Origin of the sequence: Pseudomonas sp. JV449 (assembly GCF_032424295.1) — a bacterium.
GTDB lineage: Bacteria > Pseudomonadota > Gammaproteobacteria > Pseudomonadales > Pseudomonadaceae > Aquipseudomonas > Aquipseudomonas marginalis.
In genome coordinates, this window is the sequence record NZ_VYKD01000015.1 from 298,441 (window position 1) to 319,558 (window position 21,118).

Sequence of the window (21,118 nt, forward strand, 5' to 3'; positions counted from 1 at the left end):
ATTCATCTCTACCCGCTGCGGTGTTTTGCCAACTGATTAAGGAGTCGAACATGCAACAACTTCCTGGTTTCAAACGCGTGGTCACCGGGCATGATGTCCAAGGCCAGGCGGTGATCGCGCTCAGCGGACCGACGCCCAACAGCTTTGCGCTCAAGGCGGTACCCGGTACGGTCTTCCATGAGATCTGGAACAGTGGCGCCAGCCCCGCCGTACTCGACAACGGCGATGACCCCACTCGCAAGCCGCTTCAGTTGAGTCCGGCGCCGTTGGGCAGCGTCATCCGTGTGGTGGATATTCCGCCCGACAGCGTGCAGAACCAGGTCAGCGCCGAGGATGCCGCGGCGGCCTTCGCCGAAATTGGCCAGGCCCACGCCGGCACGGGGCAGGCTGATTCCAAACACAAGCTGATGCACCGCACCGAAACCCTCGATTACGGCGTGGTCACGGAGGGTGAGGTCTGGCTGGTGCTCGATGGCGAGGAAGTGCACCTCAAGCGCGGTGACATCGTCGTACAGCGCGGCACTAACCACGCCTGGAGCAACCGTACCGAGCAGATGGCACGCATGCTCTTCGTCCTGCTCGATGGCCGTTTCGCGCCCGAGCTGCAAGGGGACCAAGTATGAAGCTTAGTACTCTCAAGCATCACAGCCGCGACGGTCGCTTGCTGGTAGTGTCGCGCGACCTCGCTTGGGCGGTCGATGCCAGCGATATTGCGGCGACGTTGCAGGCTGCCATTGAACAGTGGCCGAGCGTCGAAACCGCTTTACGCGCGCGTTACGACGCGTTGAATGAAGGCTCCCTGGCCGGTGCCTTCGCCTTCGATCCGCAACAAGCTGCCGCGCCCTTGCCACGTGCGTGGCAATGGCTGGACGCTTCGTCGTTCCTCAGTCATGGCGAGCGCATGCAGAAAGCGTTCGCGCTGGATCCGATCGAAGGTGTTGAACACACGCCGCTGATGTATCAGGGCTGTGGCGATGACTTTCTGGGGGCCCACGACGACATCGTGCTGCCCAGTGAAAGCCACGGTATCGATTTCGAAGGTGAATTCGCGGTATTGGTCGATGAGGTCCCCATGGGCTGCTCGGCGCAAGAGGCCGCCGACCATATCCGGCTCATCGTGCAAGTCAACGATGTCAGCTTGCGTGCGCTCGCCCCTCGGGAAATGAAGACCGGCTTCGGTTTTATCCAGGCCAAATCCTCGTCAAGTTTTGCCCCGGTGGCGATCACCCCCGACGAGTTGGGCGAGGCCTGGCGCGACGGGCGTGTGCACTTGCCGCTGAGGGTCGAATGGAATGGCCAGTGGTTCGGTCATGCCCACGGTGGCGCCATGCATTTCGGCTTTCATCAATTGATCGCCCATGCGGCGCTGACCCGGCGACTCAGGGCCGGCTGCGTGATCGGTTCCGGCACCGTTTCCAATGCCGATCCCACGGTCGGCGCGGCCTGCATCGCCGAGCGTCGTGCCGTTGAGATGATTGAGCACGGCGCGCCACAGACGTCCTTCATGCGCTTTGGCGACCGCGTGCGCATGGAGGTCTTCGATCTGCAAGGGCAGTCGGTGTTCGGGGCGATAGACCAGTGCATCGTGCGCGGAGGCCTCCCATGCGCGTAATGATTACCGGGGCCAATGGTTTTGTCGGCCGGGCGTTGGTGAAACGATTGCTCCAAACCAATGAGTTGCGAGGCCGGTCGATCAGCGCGTTGATATTACTGGACAAGGAATTGGTGGGGTTTGCAGAGGATAAGCGCCTGCGCCGGCATTGCGGCAGTGTCACCGACGCCGCGTTATTGCGCCGGGCCTTGGCCGATGGCATCGATGTGGTCTTTCACTTGGTCAGCATCCCGGGTGGCGCGGCCGAGCAGCACTATTCACTGGGCTATCAGGTCAACCTGCTGGCAAGCCTGGAGTTGCTTGACCAGTTGCGCGAGCAGCCTGGTACGCCGGTGCTGGTGTATGCCAGCAGCGTGGCGGTGTACGGCGGCGACCTGCCGGCTCGCATGGATGAGCGTGCCGTGCCGCACCCGCAGTTGAGTTACGGTGCGCACAAGGCGATGGTGGAAATGGCGATCAATGACCTTGCCCGACGGGGCGAGGTGGACGGTCGTGCCGTGCGCCTGCCCGGCATCGTCGCCCGTCCACGTGAACCCAATGGGCTGCGCTCGGCGTTCATGAGCGATCTACTTTACGCCTTCGCTCAAGGTGAACCGTATTGCTGCCCGGTGTCGCCGCAGGCGCAGGCGTGGTGGATGTCCGTGCGGTGTTGCGTGGATAACCTGCTGCGGGCCGCCGAACTGCCCGCTGTTGAGCTTGGTGAGTCACGTGTCTGGCAATTGCCGCTGTTGCACCTGTCCATTGCCCAGGTCATGGATGCCCTGGCCGCTGCCTACGGCCAGGAACGCCGCGCGCTGATCAGCTTCGCGCCGGATGCCGGGCTGCAAGCGTTGTTCGGCAACTTCCCTGCAATGAAAACCCCTCTGGCCCGCGCCCTTGGCTTTCGCCATGACGGCTCTGCCGGCGCCTTGATACGAAACAGTTTGAACGCTGCTGCCCCGGCGCGTCGTATGCGTGGACGGGTGGCGCTTGGAGTGACTGATCATGCAAACAGCTAAACGCCGCCTCGTGGACCTGTCCGTCACCCTGGACAACAACCCCTACACCGATCCGCCGCCATTGCTGCCGAAAATCGACTACATGGACCATCAGCAAGGCTGGCCGGAGATGGCCGCGATGTTTCCCGGCCTGTCCAAGGCGCAACTGCCTGGCGACGAATCCTGGGCGGCCGAGCGCCTGCAGATCACCACGCACAGCGGTACGCACATGGACGCCCCTTGGCACTACGCCTCGACCACGGACGGTGGCAAGCCGGCGTTTGGCATCGACGAGTTGCCGCTGGACTGGTGCCTGCAACCCGGCGTCAAACTGGACTTTCGTCATTTGCCGGATGGCCATGTGGTCAGCGCTGCCCAAGTGCAAGCAGAGCTGGAGCGTATTGGCCATATTCTACGGCCGCTGGACATTGTCCTGGTCAATACCCGTGCCGGCGCGCTGTTTGGCCAGCCTGGGTACCTGGACGCCGGGGTTGGCATCGGCCGTGAGGCCACGTTGTACTTGTTGGAACGCGGCGTGCGCGTGGTGGGCACCGATGCCTGGAGCTGGGACGCGCCGTTCAAGTACACACGCGAACGCTTCGCCGCCACAGGCGACGCCTCGATCATCTGGGAAGGGCACAAGGCCGGACGCGACATCGGTTACGGCCAGATGGAGAAGCTGGCCAACCTGGAATGCCTGCCGGCCCATGGTTTCCAGGTGTCCTGCTTCCCCTACAAGATCAGGCACGCTTCGGCCGGTTTCGTCCGCGCCGTAGCGATTTTCGAGGAATGAGCGTGCCGGCTGCCGGTGGGAAAAAGCGCGCTAGCCTGTCCCAGGGGCTTGAGGCGCTGCTGTCGGAGCACATTATCGAGGGACGGCTGCGTGGCGGTGAACAGTTGCCCACCGAGTCGGCCCTGATGCTGGAGCATGGCGTCAGCAGGACCGTGGTGCGCGAGGCCATGTCGCGTCTACAGGCCGGGGGAATGGTCGAGACACGCCACGGCATAGGGACCTTTGTATGCGGTAGCGCCCTGTCGTTGGGGGCCTTCATCGACCCGGAGACGATCGGTCTCATCACCGATTCGCTGGCGATCATGGAGTTTCGGATCGGTCTTGAGGTCGAAGCCGCCGGGCTCGCGGCCCAGCGACGCAACACGGATCAGTTGACGGGGTTGCGGGCACTTCTCGATCAGCTCGGGCAGCCGGATGTCAGCGTCAATGATCGGGCGGCGTTGGATTTTCAATTCCATTTGGGCATTGCCCAGGCGACCGGCAACCCCTACATCGCCAGCACACTGCTCAACCTGGGCGAGGTCATCATCCCCCGCAGCCGACTGGATTCTGCGCGTCTGTTTCACGATGAGCCTTTGCATTACGAACAGCGCATGCAAAGCGAGCACGAGCAGATTTACCAGGCGATCTTCCATCAGGACACTGAGTGTGCGCGTGCCGCGATGCGCCTGCATCTCCAGGACAGTCGCGAATACTTGCACCAGGCCCGCCAAGAGTTGATGACATGACGGAGAACCAGAGCTACCCGGTGCCGGACATGGCCACGCAGCCTACTGCCACGGCGCTCACCATCATCGATCCCCGCTGGACTTTGTTCGTCCGGGTCGTGGCGGCTGGCAGTCTCAGCAAAGCGGCCGTACTGCTGGACATGCCGCAGTCCATGGTGAGTCGCAATATTGCCCTGCTCGAATCGCAATGTGGCGAACGCCTGTTCCATCGCAACGGACGTGGGGTGGTTCTGACCGAATTTGGCGAGCAGTTGCTGCCCTGTATATCGGATCTTCTGGCGAACGCTGAAAGCCTTGTCGATGACATTCGCAACCTGCGTGGAAAGCCGGTGGGGGAGGTAGTTGTGGGCATGTTGCCTTCCGCGGTGCGCCGGTTTGCGGGGACGCTCTTTTCTGCGGTGCGCGCGCAGATGCCCGGGGTGAGATTGCACCTGATCGAGGGCGCCAGTGCTCAACTCGAAGAGCAGTTGCACGATGGTCGTCTGGATATGGCGCTGGTGCTGCGCGAGAGCGAGGCGAGCGTCGGCCAAGCTCATCTGTTGGCCAGGCTACCGCTGCACCTGGTAGGACCCGTCGCCGATCCTCTGCTCGGAAATCGAGATATTGCGCTGGAAAATCTATCTGGGTTGCCATTGGTCGTGCCTGGGCGGCCGCATCTGCTGAGGGCCAGGCTCGATCATTTGGCTGCGGAGCAAGGCGTGGAACTGTGCGTGGCCGTGGAAGCCGACTCGGTCCAGCTCCAGTACGAAGTCGTCGCGGCAGGCGGAGGCTATGCGATTGCCTCGGTGTTGCCGGGCTCACTGGATCAACGACTTATTTCATCGCGCATTATAGAGCCCGTGTTGGAGCGCTTTGTCGTGCTGGTCGAATCGCCCCGGCGCCCCTTGACCCGTGCTTCCCGTGAAGTGCGACGGCTGATTTGCAATCTGTCCATGCCATCGATTTAAGCGATAGCTGCTTTGCATCCCCAGCAGTATTCGGTGGGGGGCGCGCCTCGTAGGGTGTCAGTCAACCAACGACTGATCCCCGATTGCGAGGTTTGCGCCATGCATCACGCCCAAGAACTCCAAGTCATTGCCCCGACGCTTTTTCTCAGTGACGCCGATGTGGCCTCGCTCGCCGACTGGAGCACCGCCGTCGCCGCGCTCGCCGAGGCGTATGCACGCCCTGCATCGGATGCCATGGTGCCGCCTCGCTCCATGGCCCGGGGCGATGGCATCTGGCTGCGCAGTTTGACTGCCGTACCTCCGGCTGGCGGCCATATGGGCTGCAAGTTGATCGCAGCCTCCATGCGGGCGCGCTGCGCCAGCTACCTGATTGCGTTGTTCGATCAGAAAACCATGGCGCTCAGTGCCCTGATCGACGGCAACCGGGTGACGGGTTTGCGCACCGCGGCAACTGCTGCGCTGGCAGTCGATTTACTGGCGCCCAAGCGCGCGCTGCGGGTGGGGGTGATTGGCTCGGGGTTTGAGGCCCGTGGCGCATTGGACTGCCTCAAGTCCGTGCGCGATGTGGCGCATGTCCGGGTATTCAGTCCAACGCCCGCTAGCCGCGAGCGTTTTGCCGAGAGCTTCAGGCCAGGGCTGGAGATCCAAGCGGTGAACAGCGCGCAAGAAGCTGTGCAGGATTGCGACGTGGTGATTTGTGCCGCCCGCAGTCGTGACGAATCTCCGGTCCTGCAAGGCGCCTGGCTTTGCCCGGGGGCCACGGTTGTGTCGTTGGGTTCCACCTTGCCTGAGCAACGGGAAGTTGACCCGGTCACGATGGAGCGAGCCGTCTGCATCGTCGCCGATATGCCGCAAGAGGTGCTTCACGATACCGGTGACGCCATTGCGGCGATCAGTGCCGGCGTTTATGTCGCCGACAAATTGGTCGCGCTGTCGGACCTCGTCGCGGGCCGTGTCATACCGCGCCAGCACGCAAGCGACATCGTTCTCTACAAGTCTGTTGGCTCGGCGCTGCAGGACGTCGTCATCGCCCAAGCGCTGTACGAGCGCGCCCGGCAACAAGGCCTCGGCATCGAGTTGCCCGCCAGCATTGTCCCTGTCTCGAAATAACTCCCTTCACTGTTCAAAGGAACATCATCATGGCCACATACAAGAAAGCGGATGCCCGTGCCTGGGCGCGGGAAAACCTGGTGGGCTGCTCGGCTGTCACCATCCCAAGTTTCAGTGCTGATTTGAAGCGTCTCAATGAGCGTGGCATACGCCACGACATCGAACATACGGTTGGCCTGGGCTACAGTGCTACGTTGCTGTGCAGCGAGCTGGCGATTTCTATCCAGGAGAATGCCCAGTTCACTGCCTGGGCCCGTGAGTCAGGGAAAGACCTGATCCTGTTTTTCCATGCGGCCTTTGGCACGCTTGCCGAGAATATCGAGGCGGTGAAGCTCGCCGAGAATGCCGGTGCGGACATCGTCCTACTCTCCTATCCACCACAGTTCTGGCCGACCAGCGAGCAGGAAATCTACGACTACACCAAGTCGTTCTGTGACGCGACGGACCTCGCCGTCATGCTCTTCCCGATTCCGCTCTGGGGCTTTGAGCGCGTGCATCCGGCAGGGATGTCCTTGGAGTTGGTCAGTCGGCTGTTGGCCGATTGCCCGAATATCGCGGCCATCAAGTCCGAGCAAGGGTTCCCGCTGCCGGCGGGCATTTGCGAGATGTATTACCACTTCCGTGATCAGGTGGTGATCAGTTGCCCGATCGAAGGCGACGCAATCCCCTTGATGAGCCTGATGAAGTTGCAGTTTTCCGGCACCAGCAACACCGCCTGGATGAGCGACTACTACCCGAAAGCGTTCGAACTGGCACGCACGGGCCGCTTTGAAGAGGCGATGGAACTGTACTGGAAGGTCAATCCGGCACGCAGCGCCAACGGCGCCGCCGCGCAAAGCTATGCCGGCGGCACTGGTGTGCTCAATCGCACGATGTGGAAATACCAGGATTGGCTCGCCGGCTTCAACGGCGGCCCACTGCGTGCCCCGGCGATGCGCGTGCCGGATCGCTTCATGAAGTCGCTGCGTCAAGGGTTGGTTGCGTCGGGGTTGCCGGTGACTTCGGATCCTGACAGCGCCTTCATGATCGGGCGTCATCCGTGCTGATCAGGAGGGTTGCACAGTGAAGCATTTACTTAAAGATCCCACACTGTGGCGTGACGGTGCCTATATCGCCGGTGAGTGGCTGACCGAGACGCCGCACGGTCACTACACGCTGCGTAATCCGGTGGACCAAACGGTGCTGGCCGAGTTGCCGCGTTGTCGTGAAACTGAAGTTCGGCACGCCATCGACGCGGCGAATGAGGCCTTTGGCCCATGGCGTCGCCTGACGGCCAAACGCCGTGGCGAGGTGTTGCGCCGCTGGTATGAGTTGATGGTTGAACATCGGGAGGACCTTGCCACGCTGATTACCCTGGAGGAGGGCAAGCCACTGGAGGAGGCGCGGGGTGAAGTCGATTACGCGGCGTCTTTTGTGCGCTGGTTTGGCGAGGAAGCCACACGGGTGCGCGGTGATCTGATTCCGGGCGTAAAGGACACTCAGCGCATCGTGGTCCTGCGCGAACCCATCGGCGTCTGCGCGGCGATCACGCCCTGGAATTTCCCCGCTGCGATGATTACACGCAAGGCCGCTCCGGCCCTCGCGGCCGGTTGCACGATGGTGGTGAAACCGGCCAGCCAGACACCGCTGACCGCGCTGGCACTCGCCGAACTGGCGCAGCGCGCTGGCGTGCCCGCCGGCGTTTTCAGTGTGATCACTGGCAACGACACCCGCGACATTGCCGGTGAGCTTACGGCCAACCCGCTGGTGCGCAAGCTCACCTTCACGGGGTCCACGGAAGTGGGCCGGCTGCTGCTGGCGCAAGCGGCGCAGACGGTCAAGAAATGCTCCATGGAGTTGGGCGGCAACGCCCCGTTCATTGTCTTCGATGATGCTGATCTGGATGCTGCGGCTGACGGGGTGATGTTGGCCAAGTTTCGCAATGGTGGACAGTCCTGTATCGGCGCGAATCGGGTGTTGGTGCAGTCCGCGGTTTATGACGCACTGGCCGAACGCATCGTCGAGCGCATGGCACGCCTGAAACTGGGCAATGGCCTGGAGCCGGGTGTACAAGTCGGGCCGTTGATCGATGACGCGGCGGTACGAAAATCCCAGGCGCTGGTTGATGATGCGCTGGCCCAAGGCGCTCGACTGCTGTCTGGCGGCAAGCCCCATGCGCTGGGCGGGTGTTTTTTCGAGCCCACCTTGTTGGCTGATGTGACCCATGGGATGCGGGTTGCTCGTGAGGAGATCTTCGGCCCGGTCATGCCGCTGGTGCGTTTCGACACGGATGACCAAGCCATTGCCATGGCCAACGACAGCGAGTTTGGCCTGGCCGCGTATCTGTTCAGCCGTGACGCGGCGCGTATCTGGCGCAACGCCGCGCGCATCGAGTCGGGCATGGTGGGCATCAACTGTGGCTTGATTTCAAATGAGGTCGCACCTTTCGGTGGCGTGAAGCAGAGCGGTCTTGGGCGAGAGGGATCTCACCTGGGAATAGACGAGTTCCTAGAGGTTAAATACCTCTGCTGGGATGGCTTGGAAAGCGTGTAAACAACCGTCGTTAAAGGCCGGTGGACGGCGGTTCGTGTGAGCCGTCGTTCATCGGCTTTTGTATTTGTTCTGCCGCAAAGGCAGGCACTCCGGGCAATGCCCCCGGCTTACCTGCGAGACCCATCGCCGCCAGCGATACCTCGGATTGTGCAAAGCGATTTCAGCCCTGATAGCCGATTCGATAGTCTCGTGGCTGATCCGGCATTTTTCGTCGGCATTCCATGTTGCTGCGGCATTGACGCAATGACGCCGCAGCGCTCGTTGGTGCGCCATGCAATGTCTGCCCGAGTGAATAAGAATAATTAGGAGAGCGTGATGATTGCAGCAGTCAACAAGGTCCTGGTGATCGGGGGAGGGTTCTCCGGTATGACCGCGGCTATCCAGCTCGCCCGCCAGGGCGTCGAAGTGGACCTCGTCGAAATCGATCCATTGTGGTGTCCTTTGGGAGCGGGGATTACGCTCAGTGGGCCCACGCTGCGAGCGCTTGATACGGTTGGGATTTTGGAAAGGGTCGCCGGGGAAGGGTACCTGTCGACCAATTTCGATGTGTTTTCACCGGTGGGCGACCTGATCGTGCAATTGGCGCTTCGACCGCCGGTCAGCGATAAGCCGATTCCCTGTGGTGGCGGCATCCTGCGCCCGGTACTGGCTCGAATATTTGCCGACAGGACGCGGGAAGTGGGGACCCGTGTGCGCCTGGGCATCACCTACGACAGCGTCATCGAGCATGATGATGGCATTGATGTGTCTTTCACCGACGGGACCACTGAACGCTATGACCTGGTCGTCGCCGCTGACGGCGTGCATTCGCGCACGCGAAAGGAGTTTTTCCCGGAAGCACCCTCGCCAAAACCCATTCATCAGAGCGTCTGGCGCGCGGTGCTGAAGCGTCCGCCGGAAATCGTGCGCCCCACTCATTGGCTGGGTAGCACCAAGGTTGGCGTCAATCCAATCTCCGAAACGCACATGTACATGTTCCTCATGGAAAGCCGCGAGTTTTCCGAGTGGATCGACCCGGCCAGTTGGCCGGGTGAAATGGCGCGCCTGTTGAGTGAGTTCCCAGCTCCGATCCTGCAAACGCTGGTGCCGCAACTGTACGAGGCGGACGCCAATATCGACTATCGTCCGCTGTCCAATTTGTTGGTGCCGTTGCCCTGGCACAAGGGCCGAATCGTGCTGATCGGAGACACGGTGCATGCCACCACACCGCACCTGGCTTCCGGGGCTGGCATCGGTATTGAGAGCGCCATCGTGCTTGCCGAAGAGTTGCTCGGCAATAGCAATCTACAGACGGCCCTGAGCCGTTTCGAAACGCGGCGCTGGGAGCGTTGCCAACTCGTGGTCGAGAACTCCGCGCGTCTGTGCGAGATAGAGAAAAGTGGCGGGGACAAGGAAGAGCATGCGCAGATCATGCGTGAGTCCACTGCGACGCTGGCTGAGCCTATCTGATTGATTGCGACCCTGCTGGATGAGAAGGGTCGCGCTTCTGGTCGTTAGGAGCAGTGATCGAAAATAACGACCTCTTTGACGTAAGCGAAAAAAGACGCCGACGTCAGCGCCACGCCGTCCTCGGCAAGTTTTTGAAACAGCGCTCGCTGATACTGCCGAAAGGTCGAAAAATCCGCTTCATTTTCAAACCACAGGCTAGAGGCGCCTTCGTATACGGCGATGTTTGGCCCGAAATAGGCCGTCACCTTGTCACCCTCGGGCAGATACCGGGAGCGAACATACCGGCGTAGGGCGTTCTGGAAGTCGGGCTGTTCGCGGGTAATGCTCTCGTGAGCTGCGTCCCAAGCGTCGAAAAAACGATCGAGCGCCATGGATGGATTTTTCTTCAGCAGGATCATCACTTTCCATGGGAGAGGCGCTGTAGCGGTGCTAGCCGTCTCCGCTTCATCCATCAATTGAGCGAGCTGCTCGGAAAGGTCAGCGAAGTTCTTTGCATCAGGGCCCACGGTTTGCTGGGTATAGGGATCGCTGAAGGTGCGAATCAAACCTGGCACGTCTTCAAAAAACAGCTCCGTAATGGAGTCTTTGTGGAAGGACTGTGCGTAGGCACTGTCGGCGTCAACCCCGAAAGCCGCGTCGATGACATGGTTCTGCACGTACCGTTTGACGCCTAACGGTTTGGCTTTAGCGATTTCTCCGTGGGTGTGCTCTATATAGTTTATAAACTCGGCATGCGTCATTCCGGGTTTTCTGCGTACAGCGGCTAGGATTTTGATCATGAGGCGTTCTCGCTATTGGCAGGGTGAAGGGCGCCTGAACCTTAAATGCACTTCATGCTGTTGTAATTCATCTGATTGTTTTTCAACACCAAAATATAAGGCCAGGTTTAACCCGCAAACCAATCGGTATTCGTGCTGGTAGGTATCGCGCAATAACATGCTTGACCAGCCTTGAGTCAGCTTTGGATTTTGAGCGTTTTGTATGAGCCGATTTGGCGGTGAATCTATGGCAAAGAAAATTAACCGCGAGCAAGCTCAGCCCCCACAGGGGATATCGTGAACCCAGATGAATTGGAAACTGGCTCAAGCCGCTGTTGATTTCTCCCGACTGCCGCTCGCAGTGTCGCGGAACAGTCTGGGCGACATGCCGAACGTCGATTTGAAATGCCGGCTGAAGTGGGAGCTGCTGCCATAGCCCCAAGCGTAGGCGATCTCGGTGAGCGAGCGATGAGCATGTTCCCGATTGCGCAGGTCTTCGGCGCAACGTGACAGGCGCCGCTGCCAGATGTACTCGCTGACACTGCACCCCAGCTCATCCTGGAAGGCGCGGTGCAGGCTGCGTACCGAGCACTGTTCGGCGTTGGCGATGCGTTCGATGGTCAGGTCGCGGTCGGCCAGGTGGCGCTCGATGTACGCTTTGAGGCGGTTCTGCTTGAAGAAGCGGAAGTCGTGTTCGAGTTGCTTTTCTTCCTGCTTGTTCTTCAGCGCGTTATCCAGTAGCCCGGTGATGCTGTCGCCGATCAGCCCGGCCGAATGGTTGTTCAGCAAGGGGTATTGGTTGTAGGCATCGCTGATCAGGTGCATGAGCATCCGCCCCAGTCCATTGCGACCGTTAAGATGCATGTCGGCGGTTTGCGCGAGCTGCCCGGATGCCCCCTGGAACAGCAGGATGAAGTGTTCGCAACCTTGCATGCTGGTCACGTTGAAAGGTTTGCCGCAGTCGACCAAGAGCATTTCGTCAGGGGCCAGCACGCTACTTTGCTGGCCCTGCTCGAAGTGACTGACACCAGCCACCTGCATGATCAACATACGCGGCGTATCGAGGGCATCAATCGCTTTGCTCAGGTGGCGCGAATATCGATGGGCGCTGGCGGTCATTCGACAGAAACGCAACTGGCCCAGGTCCCCGTACTCCAGCCGACCCTGGAAGTTGCTGTCATGCAACGGGTCGATGAACGTCGATTCCAGCCGTTTTATATAGTCCGGCGTACGCCCCAGGTGATCGCTCATGAACTCTTTCCATTTCATCAAGCGGTCGGAGCGAACAACCTGATCGGTGGACACGCAGGCTAAATGGTTCATTTTTCGCCTCTATTTATTATTGTTTTTCTGACGGATCGGGCAAAGGGGTCGATTTGCCCGATCCGGGTGTGATCAAGGGTGCCAAAGACTCAGAACGGGTAGTGATGGCCTCCGGGCTGCCAGGTCACCCAATGGGCACGGGTAAACTCATCCAGGGCATAGTGACCGTTGAAGCGACCGAGGCCGGAATTCTTTTCACCACCGAACGGGGCATTGGGTTGGTCATCGACGGTGATGTCGTTGATATGGGTCATGCCCGCCACAATGCTCCGGGCGAAATTCAAGCCGCGGGCCATGTCCCGGGTGAACACGGCGCTGGAGAGGCCATACTCGCTGGCGTTCGCTAACGCCAATGCATGGGTTTCGTTTTCTGCGACCAGCAGCGGCAGCAGGGGGCCGAACGTTTCATCGCGGGCCAGTTCCTGATCGACTCCCACTTCACCGAACACATGGGCGGGCAGCACCAGCCCGGATGCCGGGCCGCCGCAAAGCTGCTTGAGGCCAGCACTCCGGGCACCGTCGAGCTTACGCAGCAGGCCATCGAGCTGGCTCTGATTGACCACTGGCCCGATCACCGTGTCGGCCTTGGTCGGATCGCCCGTCTTGAGGTTGCGCACGCGCTCCACCACCAGCGCTGCGAAATCGGCATACAGCGAGCGGTCGACGATCACCCGGTTGACGCTCATGCAGATCTGGCCCTGGTGCAGGAAACGCCCGACCACCGCAGCGTGCGCCGCACCTTCAATGTCGGCGTCATCCAGCACCACCAGCGGCGCGTTGCCGCCCAGTTCCAGGGCCACGCGCTTGATGTGTTTGCCACCGGTGGCAATACGGCCGACATTGCGTCCCACATCCGTCGAACCGGTGAAGGAAATCAGGCTCGGCACCGGGTGCTCGACAAAGGCATCGCCGATTTCCGAGCCGGCGCCGACCACGACGTTGAGCGAGCCCTCGGGGAAGCCGGCTTCTTCGAACAGGTGGGCAATCAGCAGGCCGCCGGTCACCGCTGTGTCGCTGGCGGGCTTGAGCACGATCGTGTTGCCCAGGGCGAGTGCCGGCACCACCGAGCGCATGCTCAGGTACAGCGGGAAATTCCATGGGCTGATCACGCCCACCACACCCAAGGGCTCACGGAAGACAAAACTCTGTTCGCCGGGCTTGTAGCTGGTCAGGATTCGACCTTCAACCTGCATCGGCATCGTCGTGCATTCACGCACCAGGTTCAGCGTGAATTGCCATTCCATGCTCGCCTTGATCCGGGTGCTGCCGGACTCGTCGATCAGCCAGTCGATGATCTCTTCACGGCGGTTCTGGATGACTTGGGCGAGCTTTTCAAGTTGAGCGCTGCGCTGGGTGGGGTGCAGTTGTGCCCACGCGGCCTGCGCCTGCTGCGCCGCCTGATAGGCGTCGTCGAGATCGGCAATCGAGGCCAGGGGCATCTCCAGCAATTGTTCGCCATTGAAGGGATTGCGGTCGTCCAGGCGGCGTGCGGAGCGCCCTGCACGCCAGGTACCGTTGATGTATTGGTTGCCGTTGATGGCGTAGGGCCCGAGCGGTTGAGTCGTCATGGTCTTTTACCTTTGGAGGCAGGTGGTCGCCTCGTTTAGAAATTAAGGGGGCAAACGCCGATGGGGAAAACTGCTCAGCTCCTGATCCAGGCGCGGCCCCAGGAATTGAGGGTGTATTCCTCCTGTGCCCAGACACCGGGCTGGCGGCTGGCATCGGTGACTTCGAGCTCCGCCGAGAACTCCAGGCGGTTGCGATCGGCATCGACCACCATGAAGAACAGGTTGTTGCCAGGCCCATGTCGGCCGGGGCCGAAGAAAATGGTGATGCGCTCCTTGGCGAAACGATCCCCCCAGTCACGGATGTCATTCCACTCGTTGGTTTCGTAACAGTGGTGGTCCCACTCGTTTTTCGAGCCGCGGAAAAACGCCAAGGTGTGGTGTTCGTCGTCCGAGCGCAGGAAGCACGTCGTGAGTTGGCCGGTCTGCTCGTCCACGACATTGTCCGAAACGGTAAAGCCCACCGTGTTGACGTAGAAATCAATCATGGCTTCCAGCTCCGTGGTCTGGAACACCACGTGCTGCAAGCGACCCGGCATGCCTGGGTGAGGGGCGTGGAGGGCAGGGGGAGCGACGCCAAATATCGTTTGCCGGCCCTGGGGGTCGCGGATCAGGAACGCCCCCGGCTCAAGCAGCGGCGAGTTGGTCTCTTCGATCACGCAGCCATTGCCGAGCAGGCTAACCCGCAGTTCTTGCAGTCGAGGTTGGCTTCCCAAGTCGAACGCTGCCGCGAGCAGGCCGCTGTGGTCGGCGGGGGAAACGAGCATGGCGCGTTGCGGGCCGCTGAGCATCCAGCTGCCATCGGCTTGCGCCTGGCTGTCCATGTCCAGCATCCGCCGATAGAAATCGATTTGCCGTTGCGCGTCCTTGCTCGCCAGGTGCAGGTAGCACAGGCGTGCAGGTGTGGAAGTCTGGAGTGTTTGCATAACCACCTCTGTGCTTGAAGGTTTTAGTGAAAGACGGGCGCGCTGCTCGGTTCGATTTCGCTGTTGTGGGCCATGGCGATGCCGAACAGTGACTGCAGCGATTCTGCGGCCTGGGTCTCGGTCGCCTTGTCGAAAATCGCCGCGATGTAGCGATCCGGGCGCAGCAGCAGAAACGGGTGGGAATCGCCCAGCAGGGTTTTGAGCTGGCCTTCACGGTCTTGAAGCACCGTGCAGCCCGGGATCGACGGTATGGCATGGACGGACGTGGGCAGGATCAGGATGCGTCTGGCTTCAAGGTGGCTCCAGAGATCATGCTTGAGTTCATCGATACGCTGGCGGGTCGGGTCGCCGTATTGAATCAAGGCGAAGCCGGCGCCGATGGTGTCATCGAGCAGGCGTTCCTGGCCGTGGGCATCGGTGAGCTTCGGTTGGGGGAACATCTGTCCGCAGGACAAGGTGCCTGCTTGCCCCTCGGTCAGCACCAGGCCCCGGGTGAAGCGGGGTTTGGGCTTGAAGCGCATTTGCAGGAAATAATCGCGCAACGGCGGCAACAGGCCGATCAAGGCGAATGCGCCACTGATCAAGCGAGCGCGCAGGACGGTGGCCGGTGCCATGACCACGCCGAGGTTCAAGGCCAACTTGATCAATGCCCACGCATGATCACGACGCTCGCTTTCGTATGACAGCAGTGCGCTTTCCGCCATTTTTCCCTTCAGCACGCCGACCAGCTTCCAGCCCAGGTTGTGGGCATCGCGAACGCCGCTGTTCATGCCTTGCCCGGCATAGGGCGGGGTCAGGTGCGCAGCGTCGCCGGCGAGAAATACCCGTTGCACCTGCCACTGCTCGGCGACCCGGGCATGGAAGGTGTAGACCGTCTTGCGCACGATGGAAACCGGCGTGTCTCCCTTGAACGGGCGCAGCAATGCTTGCAGGCAGGTTTCGTCGAGCACCTGTTCGTCCGTTTCATCGGGCTTGAGCAGGAACTCGAATCGGCGCGTACGGTGAGGGCCGGGCACCTCCACCACCGGACGCCTGGCGTCGCAATACACTCGGGTTTGCCAGAAGGGGTCGTCGTCCTGGTCGGTATCGACCACCAGCCAGCGTGAGGAGAAGCTCGAACCGACCATCTCGATCCCGAGTTGCTTGCGCACCGGACTACGCCCGCCGTCGCATGCCACCAGGTAAGCCGCGTGGACTTCCATCAGTTGCCCTTCGGCGTCACGCACCAGCGCGCACACGCTGTGTGGGTCCTGGGTGAATTCCACCAGCTCGTGGCTGAACCGAGCCGTCAGGCTGGCAAAACGTTCAAGGCCTAGCCTGAGGGTGTTTTCAAAAAGTGGTTGGCGAAACGCGTTGCGCTTGGGGAAGCCATACAGCTTTCCGGTCGGCTCGACCTTGCCGAAGCAGCGACCGCCGGGCCGGGTGAAGTAATGCACGCCGTAGCCGGGCACGACATCACGCAGCACAGCAGCATCCAGCCCGATGGCCTGCATGGTGCGCAAGGACTCATCATCGATTGAAACCGCCCGTGGCTCGGTCACCGTGCCCGGCTTGCGGTCGATGATCAGGGTGTCCACATCGGCTTGGCCGAGCAGGTTGGCCAGGGTCAGCCCGGTAGGACCGGCGCCGATGATCAGGACCTGGGTGTTGATGCGTTTGAGGGTTGTCATTGTTATTCCCTTCCGGATGGCTCAGCCCAGTGGCTTGGCACGGTTAGCGAGCGCAGCCATGCGTTGCGACAGATCCTGGGCCAGGGCAAGGATCTGCTGTCCTTGTGTCTCCTCCTGGGCACTGTCGCGTTCTCGCACCGGGCGCACGCAACTGATGCTGCCAACGACCTTGCCATCGCCGTCGAAGATCGGCGCGGCCAGGCCATAGACGCCCGCGTCGACTTCACCTGCGCTGGCCACATAGCCTTGGCGACGCAGTTGCTGCAACGAACGACGGAACTGTTCCCAGGTCTGGCCCAGTTGACTGGCACGCGCCTCTTCGGGGTGGTCGAGAAACAGCTGGCTGTGTTGACGCGAGGTCATGTTGGCGAGGATCGCCTTGGACGTCGCACCCAGGAACAACGGCCTGGGCGAACCACGGGAGTAGCTGACCTCGCTGAACAAGTCCCCGTGCTGGTGAATGCACACGACCTGGTCCTTGAACAGCCGGCAGATCAGCCAGACCTGTTGTTCGCTCCACTGTGGGAAGTTGGGCTCAAGCGCTTGTGCGGCGCGCAAGAGGGGGTCGCTCAGGCGCAACTGGCGGTCCCAGGTGATGATCCGTGCGCCCAGGGCATAACGCCCGGCTTCGACCTGGAACAATAGATTGGCCTCGGCCAATTCGCGCACGTAGCGGTAGATCGTCGAACGGGTAAAACCCAAGGCGCCGCCCATGTCGTCCACCGCCCAGATCGGGCTCTGTTCGGTGAACAGGTCGAGTACCCGCAACATGCGCTCCAGGCTCGAGCCTTTGCTGTCGCCATCCTGCTCGGGCAGGTGTTCAGGGGGGGGTAGGTTTTCCATGCTCACTGCTCGTCCACGATGCTGTTGCGCAGGGTGCCGATGCCAGCAATCTCGACCTCCACCTGATCGCCCGGCTTCATCCATACCGGCGGCTCGCGGAACGCACCGACGCCGCCGGTGGTGCCGGTGACAATCACGTCACCCGGGGCCAGTTCAGTGAAGGTGGAGCAGTACTCGATCAGCTGGCGCACATCGAAAATCATGTCGCTGGTGCGGGTGTGCTGCATCACCTCGCCATTGAGGCGGGTGGTCAATTCCAGGTCCTGTGGATCGCCGATCTCGTCGCCGGTCACCAGCCAGGGGCCGAAACCGCCGGTATTCGGGAAGTTCTTGCCGGGGACGAACTGAATGGTGTGCTTCTGCCAGTCGCGGACACTACCGTCGTTGTAGCAGGCATAACCGGCCACGTAGTCCAGCGCTTCGGCATGTTTGACGTGGCGGGCCACTTTACCGATCACCACCGCCAACTCGCCCTCGAAATCAAGCTTGTGGGACGCGGTCGGGCGAACGATGGGTTGCAGGTGGGCAGTCTGGCTGTCGGCGAAGCGGGTAAAGATCATCGGATAGGTCGGCATTTCCCGACCGGTTTCGCGCACGTGAGTGGCGTAGTTGATGCCGATGCACAGCACTTTGCCCGGGTTCGGGATCACCGGCAGGAACGTCACTTCAGCAAGGGGGATACGCGGCAGGCTTGCCAGGCGCGCAGCGCTCAGTTCGTTCAGACGGTTCTGGCCGATAGCCTGTTTTAGATCGCTGCCAAGGGTTGGCTTGAGCGATTCCAGGTCGATGATTTGATCACCTTCGACCACGCCGTAGCTGCTACGGCCCTGGACAATAAAGCTTGTGAGTTTCATGGAGGCTCCTAGGAAGAGGGAGGGTGCAATGAGGGTTAATCTAATCTTGCCATAAAATCCTGTAAAGTGGGATTTATACAAAAATCCTAAAATATGGAATTTATGTGTTTTTTGCGCGACTGTCCCTTTGGCGGACTTGGGGAGCAAAGGGCGGGGAGGCAGGCAGCCACCGTAGATGGCAGGGGCCGCGAGAGGTGCGCAAAAGGCTCTAAACCTGTGGGAGCGAGCTTACTCGCGATGAGGTCAGCCAGTTCAATACTCATGTAATTGAACCGCCGCCATCGCGAGAAAGCTCGCTCCCACAGGGATTGTGCTTAATTGACGGATATCAGGGCCTGATGCCAATCAATCGCTTGGTGCCCAGCAGCCATGCAGCGACATGCGCATCCGGAAGGGAATCCTGATGCGGGCAATGGGGCCGCTGGCCATGTCACGGGTGTCCAGCACGACCAGTTCGCTGCGCCCTTCGGCAATGAGGTTGAGCATGGCAACCACGTAGCCATCGGCTTCCTCTGCATCCGCCGAGCGCGGTATGAAGATGGGTTCCTGGAAGCATCCGCTGTCGCCGGGAAACCAGGCGTCGGTGCGACCTGTCTGCAGGTCCAGGTGCGCCAGCAGGTTGAAAAACTGGAAGGGAATCGGCCCATTCGCCGGGTTGTAAGGACGCTCAGGATCAAAGGCGAGCAGAAAACCATGCTTGTACTTTCGACCGATGTAGCGATCATCACACCGTGGAAACTCGCAGGGATATTCCGTCAGTGGCTGCGGTTGAACGTTCTCCTGCGCGCCATTCAGGTCGAAGGTCCAGCGCATCAGGCTGGCGGCCAGGGTTTCAGGCGGTGGTACGTAGCCGTCGGCCTGGGGGAAGAAGTAGAAGATGTTGCCGCCGGTGACGGGCATGTCGACATACACCTTGCCGTCCTCATCGAACGCATTCAGTGTGTGCCCCTGGAAGCCGTCCTTGGGCCCCTTGAACCAACGTACATCTTGCGCACACCCGTTACGCGGTACGACCGCGAACAGCTGAGGCAGATCGGGTTGCCACTGGAAATGCGGGCCGCCGTTTTTCATGCGCTCGACGTCCACCGTCAACGGAATCAACGGGAACACCACGTACCGTTCGGTCACCGCGAAATCATGCACCATCGCCGCATAAGGCGCCTGGAACCAGATCTCGTGCAGCAGTTTTCCGTCCGGTGAGAGTTCAAAGTAGGCCAGGTCAGGCGTGCCGTCGCCTTTGGCCTCATAACTGCAGGCCAGCAGGTTGCCTGTCACCGGATCGAGCTTGGGGTGGGCGGTGAACGTCGCGGCTTTGATCTGCCCATCAAAGGTCCATTCGCCGAGGGTCTCCAGGGTTTCGAGATCCATCGCCCAAGGCAGGGCATCTTCCTTGAGCGCCAACAGGACGCCGTTGTGAGGGATGACGGTGGTGTTGGCGGTGGTGTTGTTTTTCGCCGCGAGGGGGTCATTGGTGAAAGCGTTGCGATAAACACCATTGAGTGAGCGACCTTCCCGGCGCTGGGCCAGCAGGCGATCGGTTTTCACGTAGCGGCGTCGCAGCGAGGCCTTACCGTTGGCAAAATGAAAGCGGCTAACCATGCCGTCACCGTTAAAAAAGATATCGGTGCCCAGCATGGGGGGATACTGCGGGTCTGGCGCGACTTGATAAAAAGTCCCGTGGATCGAAGCGGGAAGAATGCCTTCGATCTCCAGGTCAAACACGTCGGCTTCCACCCGGCTGGGTGTGTAGAGTGCGCCGCTAAACTCAGGTGTCTGAGGGTATTGAATGGTCATCTGGCAATCTCATCAGTGTGCGGTTTCATTCATTTGCAAGGTGCAGCGTCAGGCCGATTGTGCAGACATGGCCGGCCCGGAAGGTTTTACGCCGCGCCGAAAGCGGGCAACGACCAGGCACGAGATAATCAAGGCTAGCAAATAGGCGGAAGCGGCCAGCCACCCCACCGCCCGGAAGTGTCCCTCGCCGACGACCAGCGCAGCCCCGAATGGCCCCAGCCCCTGGCCGACGAAAATGGCGGCGTTACCCAGGCCCGCCAATCGACCGGAAGGGTCCAGTTCCGCCGCCATGGAAAGCAGGTAGGGCAGGCTGAAAAACCAGACCATATGGATCAAGCAGGCCGTGGTGATAAAGGCAACGGGGCTGGTGCCATAGACCATGATCAAGGTCGCCAGCAATGCCGTGCCGAAGCTCAACAGTTGCGGAAACAGCAGGCCCAGGCGCCGTCCGATCAGACCGGCCAGGCCGGCGCCAAGGGCACCGGCAAGAATGCTGCCGCCGAGGATGCCGCCAATCTGCTGGGGCTCCAGGCCGATGCTCTTGCCGATGCGTTCCTGGTACACCCACAGGGCCGAGTGACCGAAGAACAGCAGGGCAAAGAGCAGGATCAACAGCATGGCGGTGAGACCGAATGGCTGGATCGAGCCATTGGCCGCGCGATGGGCGTCCGGGTAGCGCTTGGGCACTCTCCGGCAACCCAGCGCCGCGAGCACGCTGGTGATCGCCAACAGGGAAAACGCCCCATTCACGCCAAATGTTTGAAGGACCAGCGGCATGGAGGTCACCAGCAGCATGCCCCACAGCAGGTTGCCGATGTTGATGACCGCGAAGGTCGCATCCTTGGACGTGCGCAGCGCTGCGGTGGCATAGACCACCGCCATGACCGCGCCGCCGCTGGCGCCGCAGATCATCCTGGAAATGACCAGTCCGGCCTGGCTGTGCAGTTGTGTGCTGACCAGGTTACCCAATGCCAGGATCAACAAGGCCACCAGGGCGAAGCGGCGCCGGTCGACGCTCGCCATGAACAGGGCGCAGACCCCGCAGGCGATGGCCATCGCCATGAGTTCCGCAGCGAAGATCGCGCCGATTGCATTGAGCGGCAGGCCGAGCTGGTCGATCAAGGCACCGCCCAGGATCGGCTGGATCTGCAGCGTCCCCAGGGAAATGACCATCATCAGGCAGATGGCGCCCAGTGATTTTTTGCTGTCGATGGAGTCGAGTGCGTTCATGAAGCAT

The 21,118-nt window shown here is 61.0% G+C and carries 19 protein-coding genes; 10 read left to right on the forward strand and 9 right to left on the reverse strand.

Translation table 11 applies throughout. From position 1 onward, the window contains the following. Nucleotides 1–50 precede the first annotated feature (50 nt). The 10 genes from F6S08_RS15200 (at nt 51) to F6S08_RS15245 (ending at nt 10,148) form a co-directional block, all read left to right on the forward strand. The gene (locus F6S08_RS15200; RefSeq protein WP_074845686.1) at nt 51–623 is read left to right on the forward strand and encodes a cupin domain-containing protein; all 573 of its coding nucleotides are present in this window, start codon (nt 51–53) and stop codon (nt 621–623) included. Further along, on the forward strand, nt 620–1,612 hold the full coding sequence (locus F6S08_RS15205) for a fumarylacetoacetate hydrolase family protein (protein WP_315871824.1): 993 nt from the start codon (nt 620–622) through the stop codon (nt 1,610–1,612). The genes F6S08_RS15200 and F6S08_RS15205 overlap by 4 nt, the downstream gene beginning before the upstream one ends. Further along, the gene (locus F6S08_RS15210) at nt 1,603–2,610 is read left to right on the forward strand and encodes an NAD-dependent epimerase/dehydratase family protein (protein WP_065947814.1); all 1,008 of its coding nucleotides are present in this window, start codon (nt 1,603–1,605) and stop codon (nt 2,608–2,610) included. Before F6S08_RS15205 ends, F6S08_RS15210 begins: the two co-directional genes overlap by 10 nt. Then, nucleotides 2,597–3,382 (forward strand): cyclase family protein, encoded by a 786-nt coding sequence (locus F6S08_RS15215; protein ID WP_065939502.1) that lies wholly within the window; start codon nt 2,597–2,599, stop codon nt 3,380–3,382. The genes F6S08_RS15210 and F6S08_RS15215 overlap by 14 nt, the downstream gene beginning before the upstream one ends. Continuing rightward, complete coding sequence (locus F6S08_RS15220) at nt 3,379–4,110, forward strand: FadR/GntR family transcriptional regulator (RefSeq protein WP_027603329.1); 732 nt, start codon at nt 3,379–3,381, stop codon at nt 4,108–4,110. The genes F6S08_RS15215 and F6S08_RS15220 overlap by 4 nt, the downstream gene beginning before the upstream one ends. Further along, nucleotides 4,107–5,057, forward strand: coding sequence for a LysR family transcriptional regulator (locus F6S08_RS15225; protein ID WP_235865574.1), 951 nt, complete (start codon nt 4,107–4,109; stop codon nt 5,055–5,057). The genes F6S08_RS15220 and F6S08_RS15225 overlap by 4 nt, the downstream gene beginning before the upstream one ends. 99 nt (nt 5,058–5,156) lie before the next feature. Next, nucleotides 5,157–6,167, forward strand: a complete 1,011-nt coding sequence (locus F6S08_RS15230; RefSeq protein WP_065947812.1) for an ornithine cyclodeaminase family protein — start codon at nt 5,157–5,159, stop codon at nt 6,165–6,167. Nucleotides 6,168–6,196: 29 nt separating this feature from the next. After that, nucleotides 6,197–7,213 carry a dihydrodipicolinate synthase family protein gene (locus tag F6S08_RS15235; protein ID WP_027603332.1) on the forward strand — a complete coding sequence of 339 codons (1,017 nt, stop codon included), beginning with the start codon at nt 6,197–6,199 and terminating at the stop codon, nt 7,211–7,213. Between the two features lie 16 nt (nt 7,214–7,229). After that, nucleotides 7,230–8,699 (forward strand): NAD-dependent succinate-semialdehyde dehydrogenase, encoded by a 1,470-nt coding sequence (locus F6S08_RS15240; protein ID WP_065926059.1) that lies wholly within the window; start codon nt 7,230–7,232, stop codon nt 8,697–8,699. A gap of 315 nt (nt 8,700–9,014) precedes the next feature. Then, complete coding sequence (locus tag F6S08_RS15245; protein WP_083221216.1) at nt 9,015–10,148, forward strand: FAD-dependent oxidoreductase; 1,134 nt, start codon at nt 9,015–9,017, stop codon at nt 10,146–10,148. Nucleotides 10,149–10,192: 44 nt separating this feature from the next. On the opposite strand, the gene F6S08_RS15250 is transcribed toward F6S08_RS15245, so the two are convergent. The 9 genes from F6S08_RS15250 to F6S08_RS15290 form a co-directional block, all read right to left on the reverse strand. Next, nucleotides 10,193–10,927 (reverse strand): EthD domain-containing protein, encoded by a 735-nt coding sequence (locus F6S08_RS15250; protein WP_315871825.1) that lies wholly within the window; start codon nt 10,925–10,927, stop codon nt 10,193–10,195. 303 nt (nt 10,928–11,230) lie between these two features. Beyond that, nucleotides 11,231–12,229 (reverse strand): helix-turn-helix domain-containing protein, encoded by a 999-nt coding sequence (locus tag F6S08_RS15255; RefSeq protein WP_065926061.1) that lies wholly within the window; start codon nt 12,227–12,229, stop codon nt 11,231–11,233. A gap of 89 nt (nt 12,230–12,318) precedes the next feature. Next, entirely contained in the window at nt 12,319–13,797 is a 1,479-nt protein-coding gene (locus F6S08_RS15260; protein WP_065947810.1) for an aldehyde dehydrogenase family protein, read from the reverse strand. A 74-nt stretch (nt 13,798–13,871) separates the two neighbouring features. Next, nucleotides 13,872–14,720, reverse strand: coding sequence for a VOC family protein (locus F6S08_RS15265; RefSeq protein ID WP_315871826.1), 849 nt, complete (start codon nt 14,718–14,720; stop codon nt 13,872–13,874). Between the two features lie 23 nt (nt 14,721–14,743). Further along, nucleotides 14,744–16,390, reverse strand: coding sequence for a bifunctional 3-(3-hydroxy-phenyl)propionate/3-hydroxycinnamic acid hydroxylase (locus F6S08_RS15270; RefSeq protein ID WP_315871827.1), 1,647 nt, complete (start codon nt 16,388–16,390; stop codon nt 14,744–14,746). Between the two features lie 21 nt (nt 16,391–16,411). Then, nucleotides 16,412–17,233: an IclR family transcriptional regulator gene (locus F6S08_RS15275; protein WP_315871828.1), complete on the reverse strand. Its 822-nt coding sequence runs from the start codon at nt 17,231–17,233 to the stop codon at nt 16,412–16,414. A 2-nt stretch (nt 17,234–17,235) separates the two neighbouring features. Further along, nucleotides 17,236–18,087 carry a fumarylacetoacetate hydrolase family protein gene (locus F6S08_RS15280; RefSeq protein ID WP_137212783.1) on the reverse strand — a complete coding sequence of 284 codons (852 nt, stop codon included), beginning with the start codon at nt 18,085–18,087 and terminating at the stop codon, nt 17,236–17,238. A gap of 345 nt (nt 18,088–18,432) precedes the next feature. Continuing rightward, nucleotides 18,433–19,881: a carotenoid oxygenase family protein gene (locus F6S08_RS15285; RefSeq protein WP_315871829.1), complete on the reverse strand. Its 1,449-nt coding sequence runs from the start codon at nt 19,879–19,881 to the stop codon at nt 18,433–18,435. 48 nt (nt 19,882–19,929) lie between these two features. Continuing rightward, on the reverse strand, nt 19,930–21,111 hold the full coding sequence (locus F6S08_RS15290; RefSeq protein ID WP_065926068.1) for an MFS transporter: 1,182 nt from the start codon (nt 21,109–21,111) through the stop codon (nt 19,930–19,932). Nucleotides 21,112–21,118 lie beyond the last annotated feature (7 nt).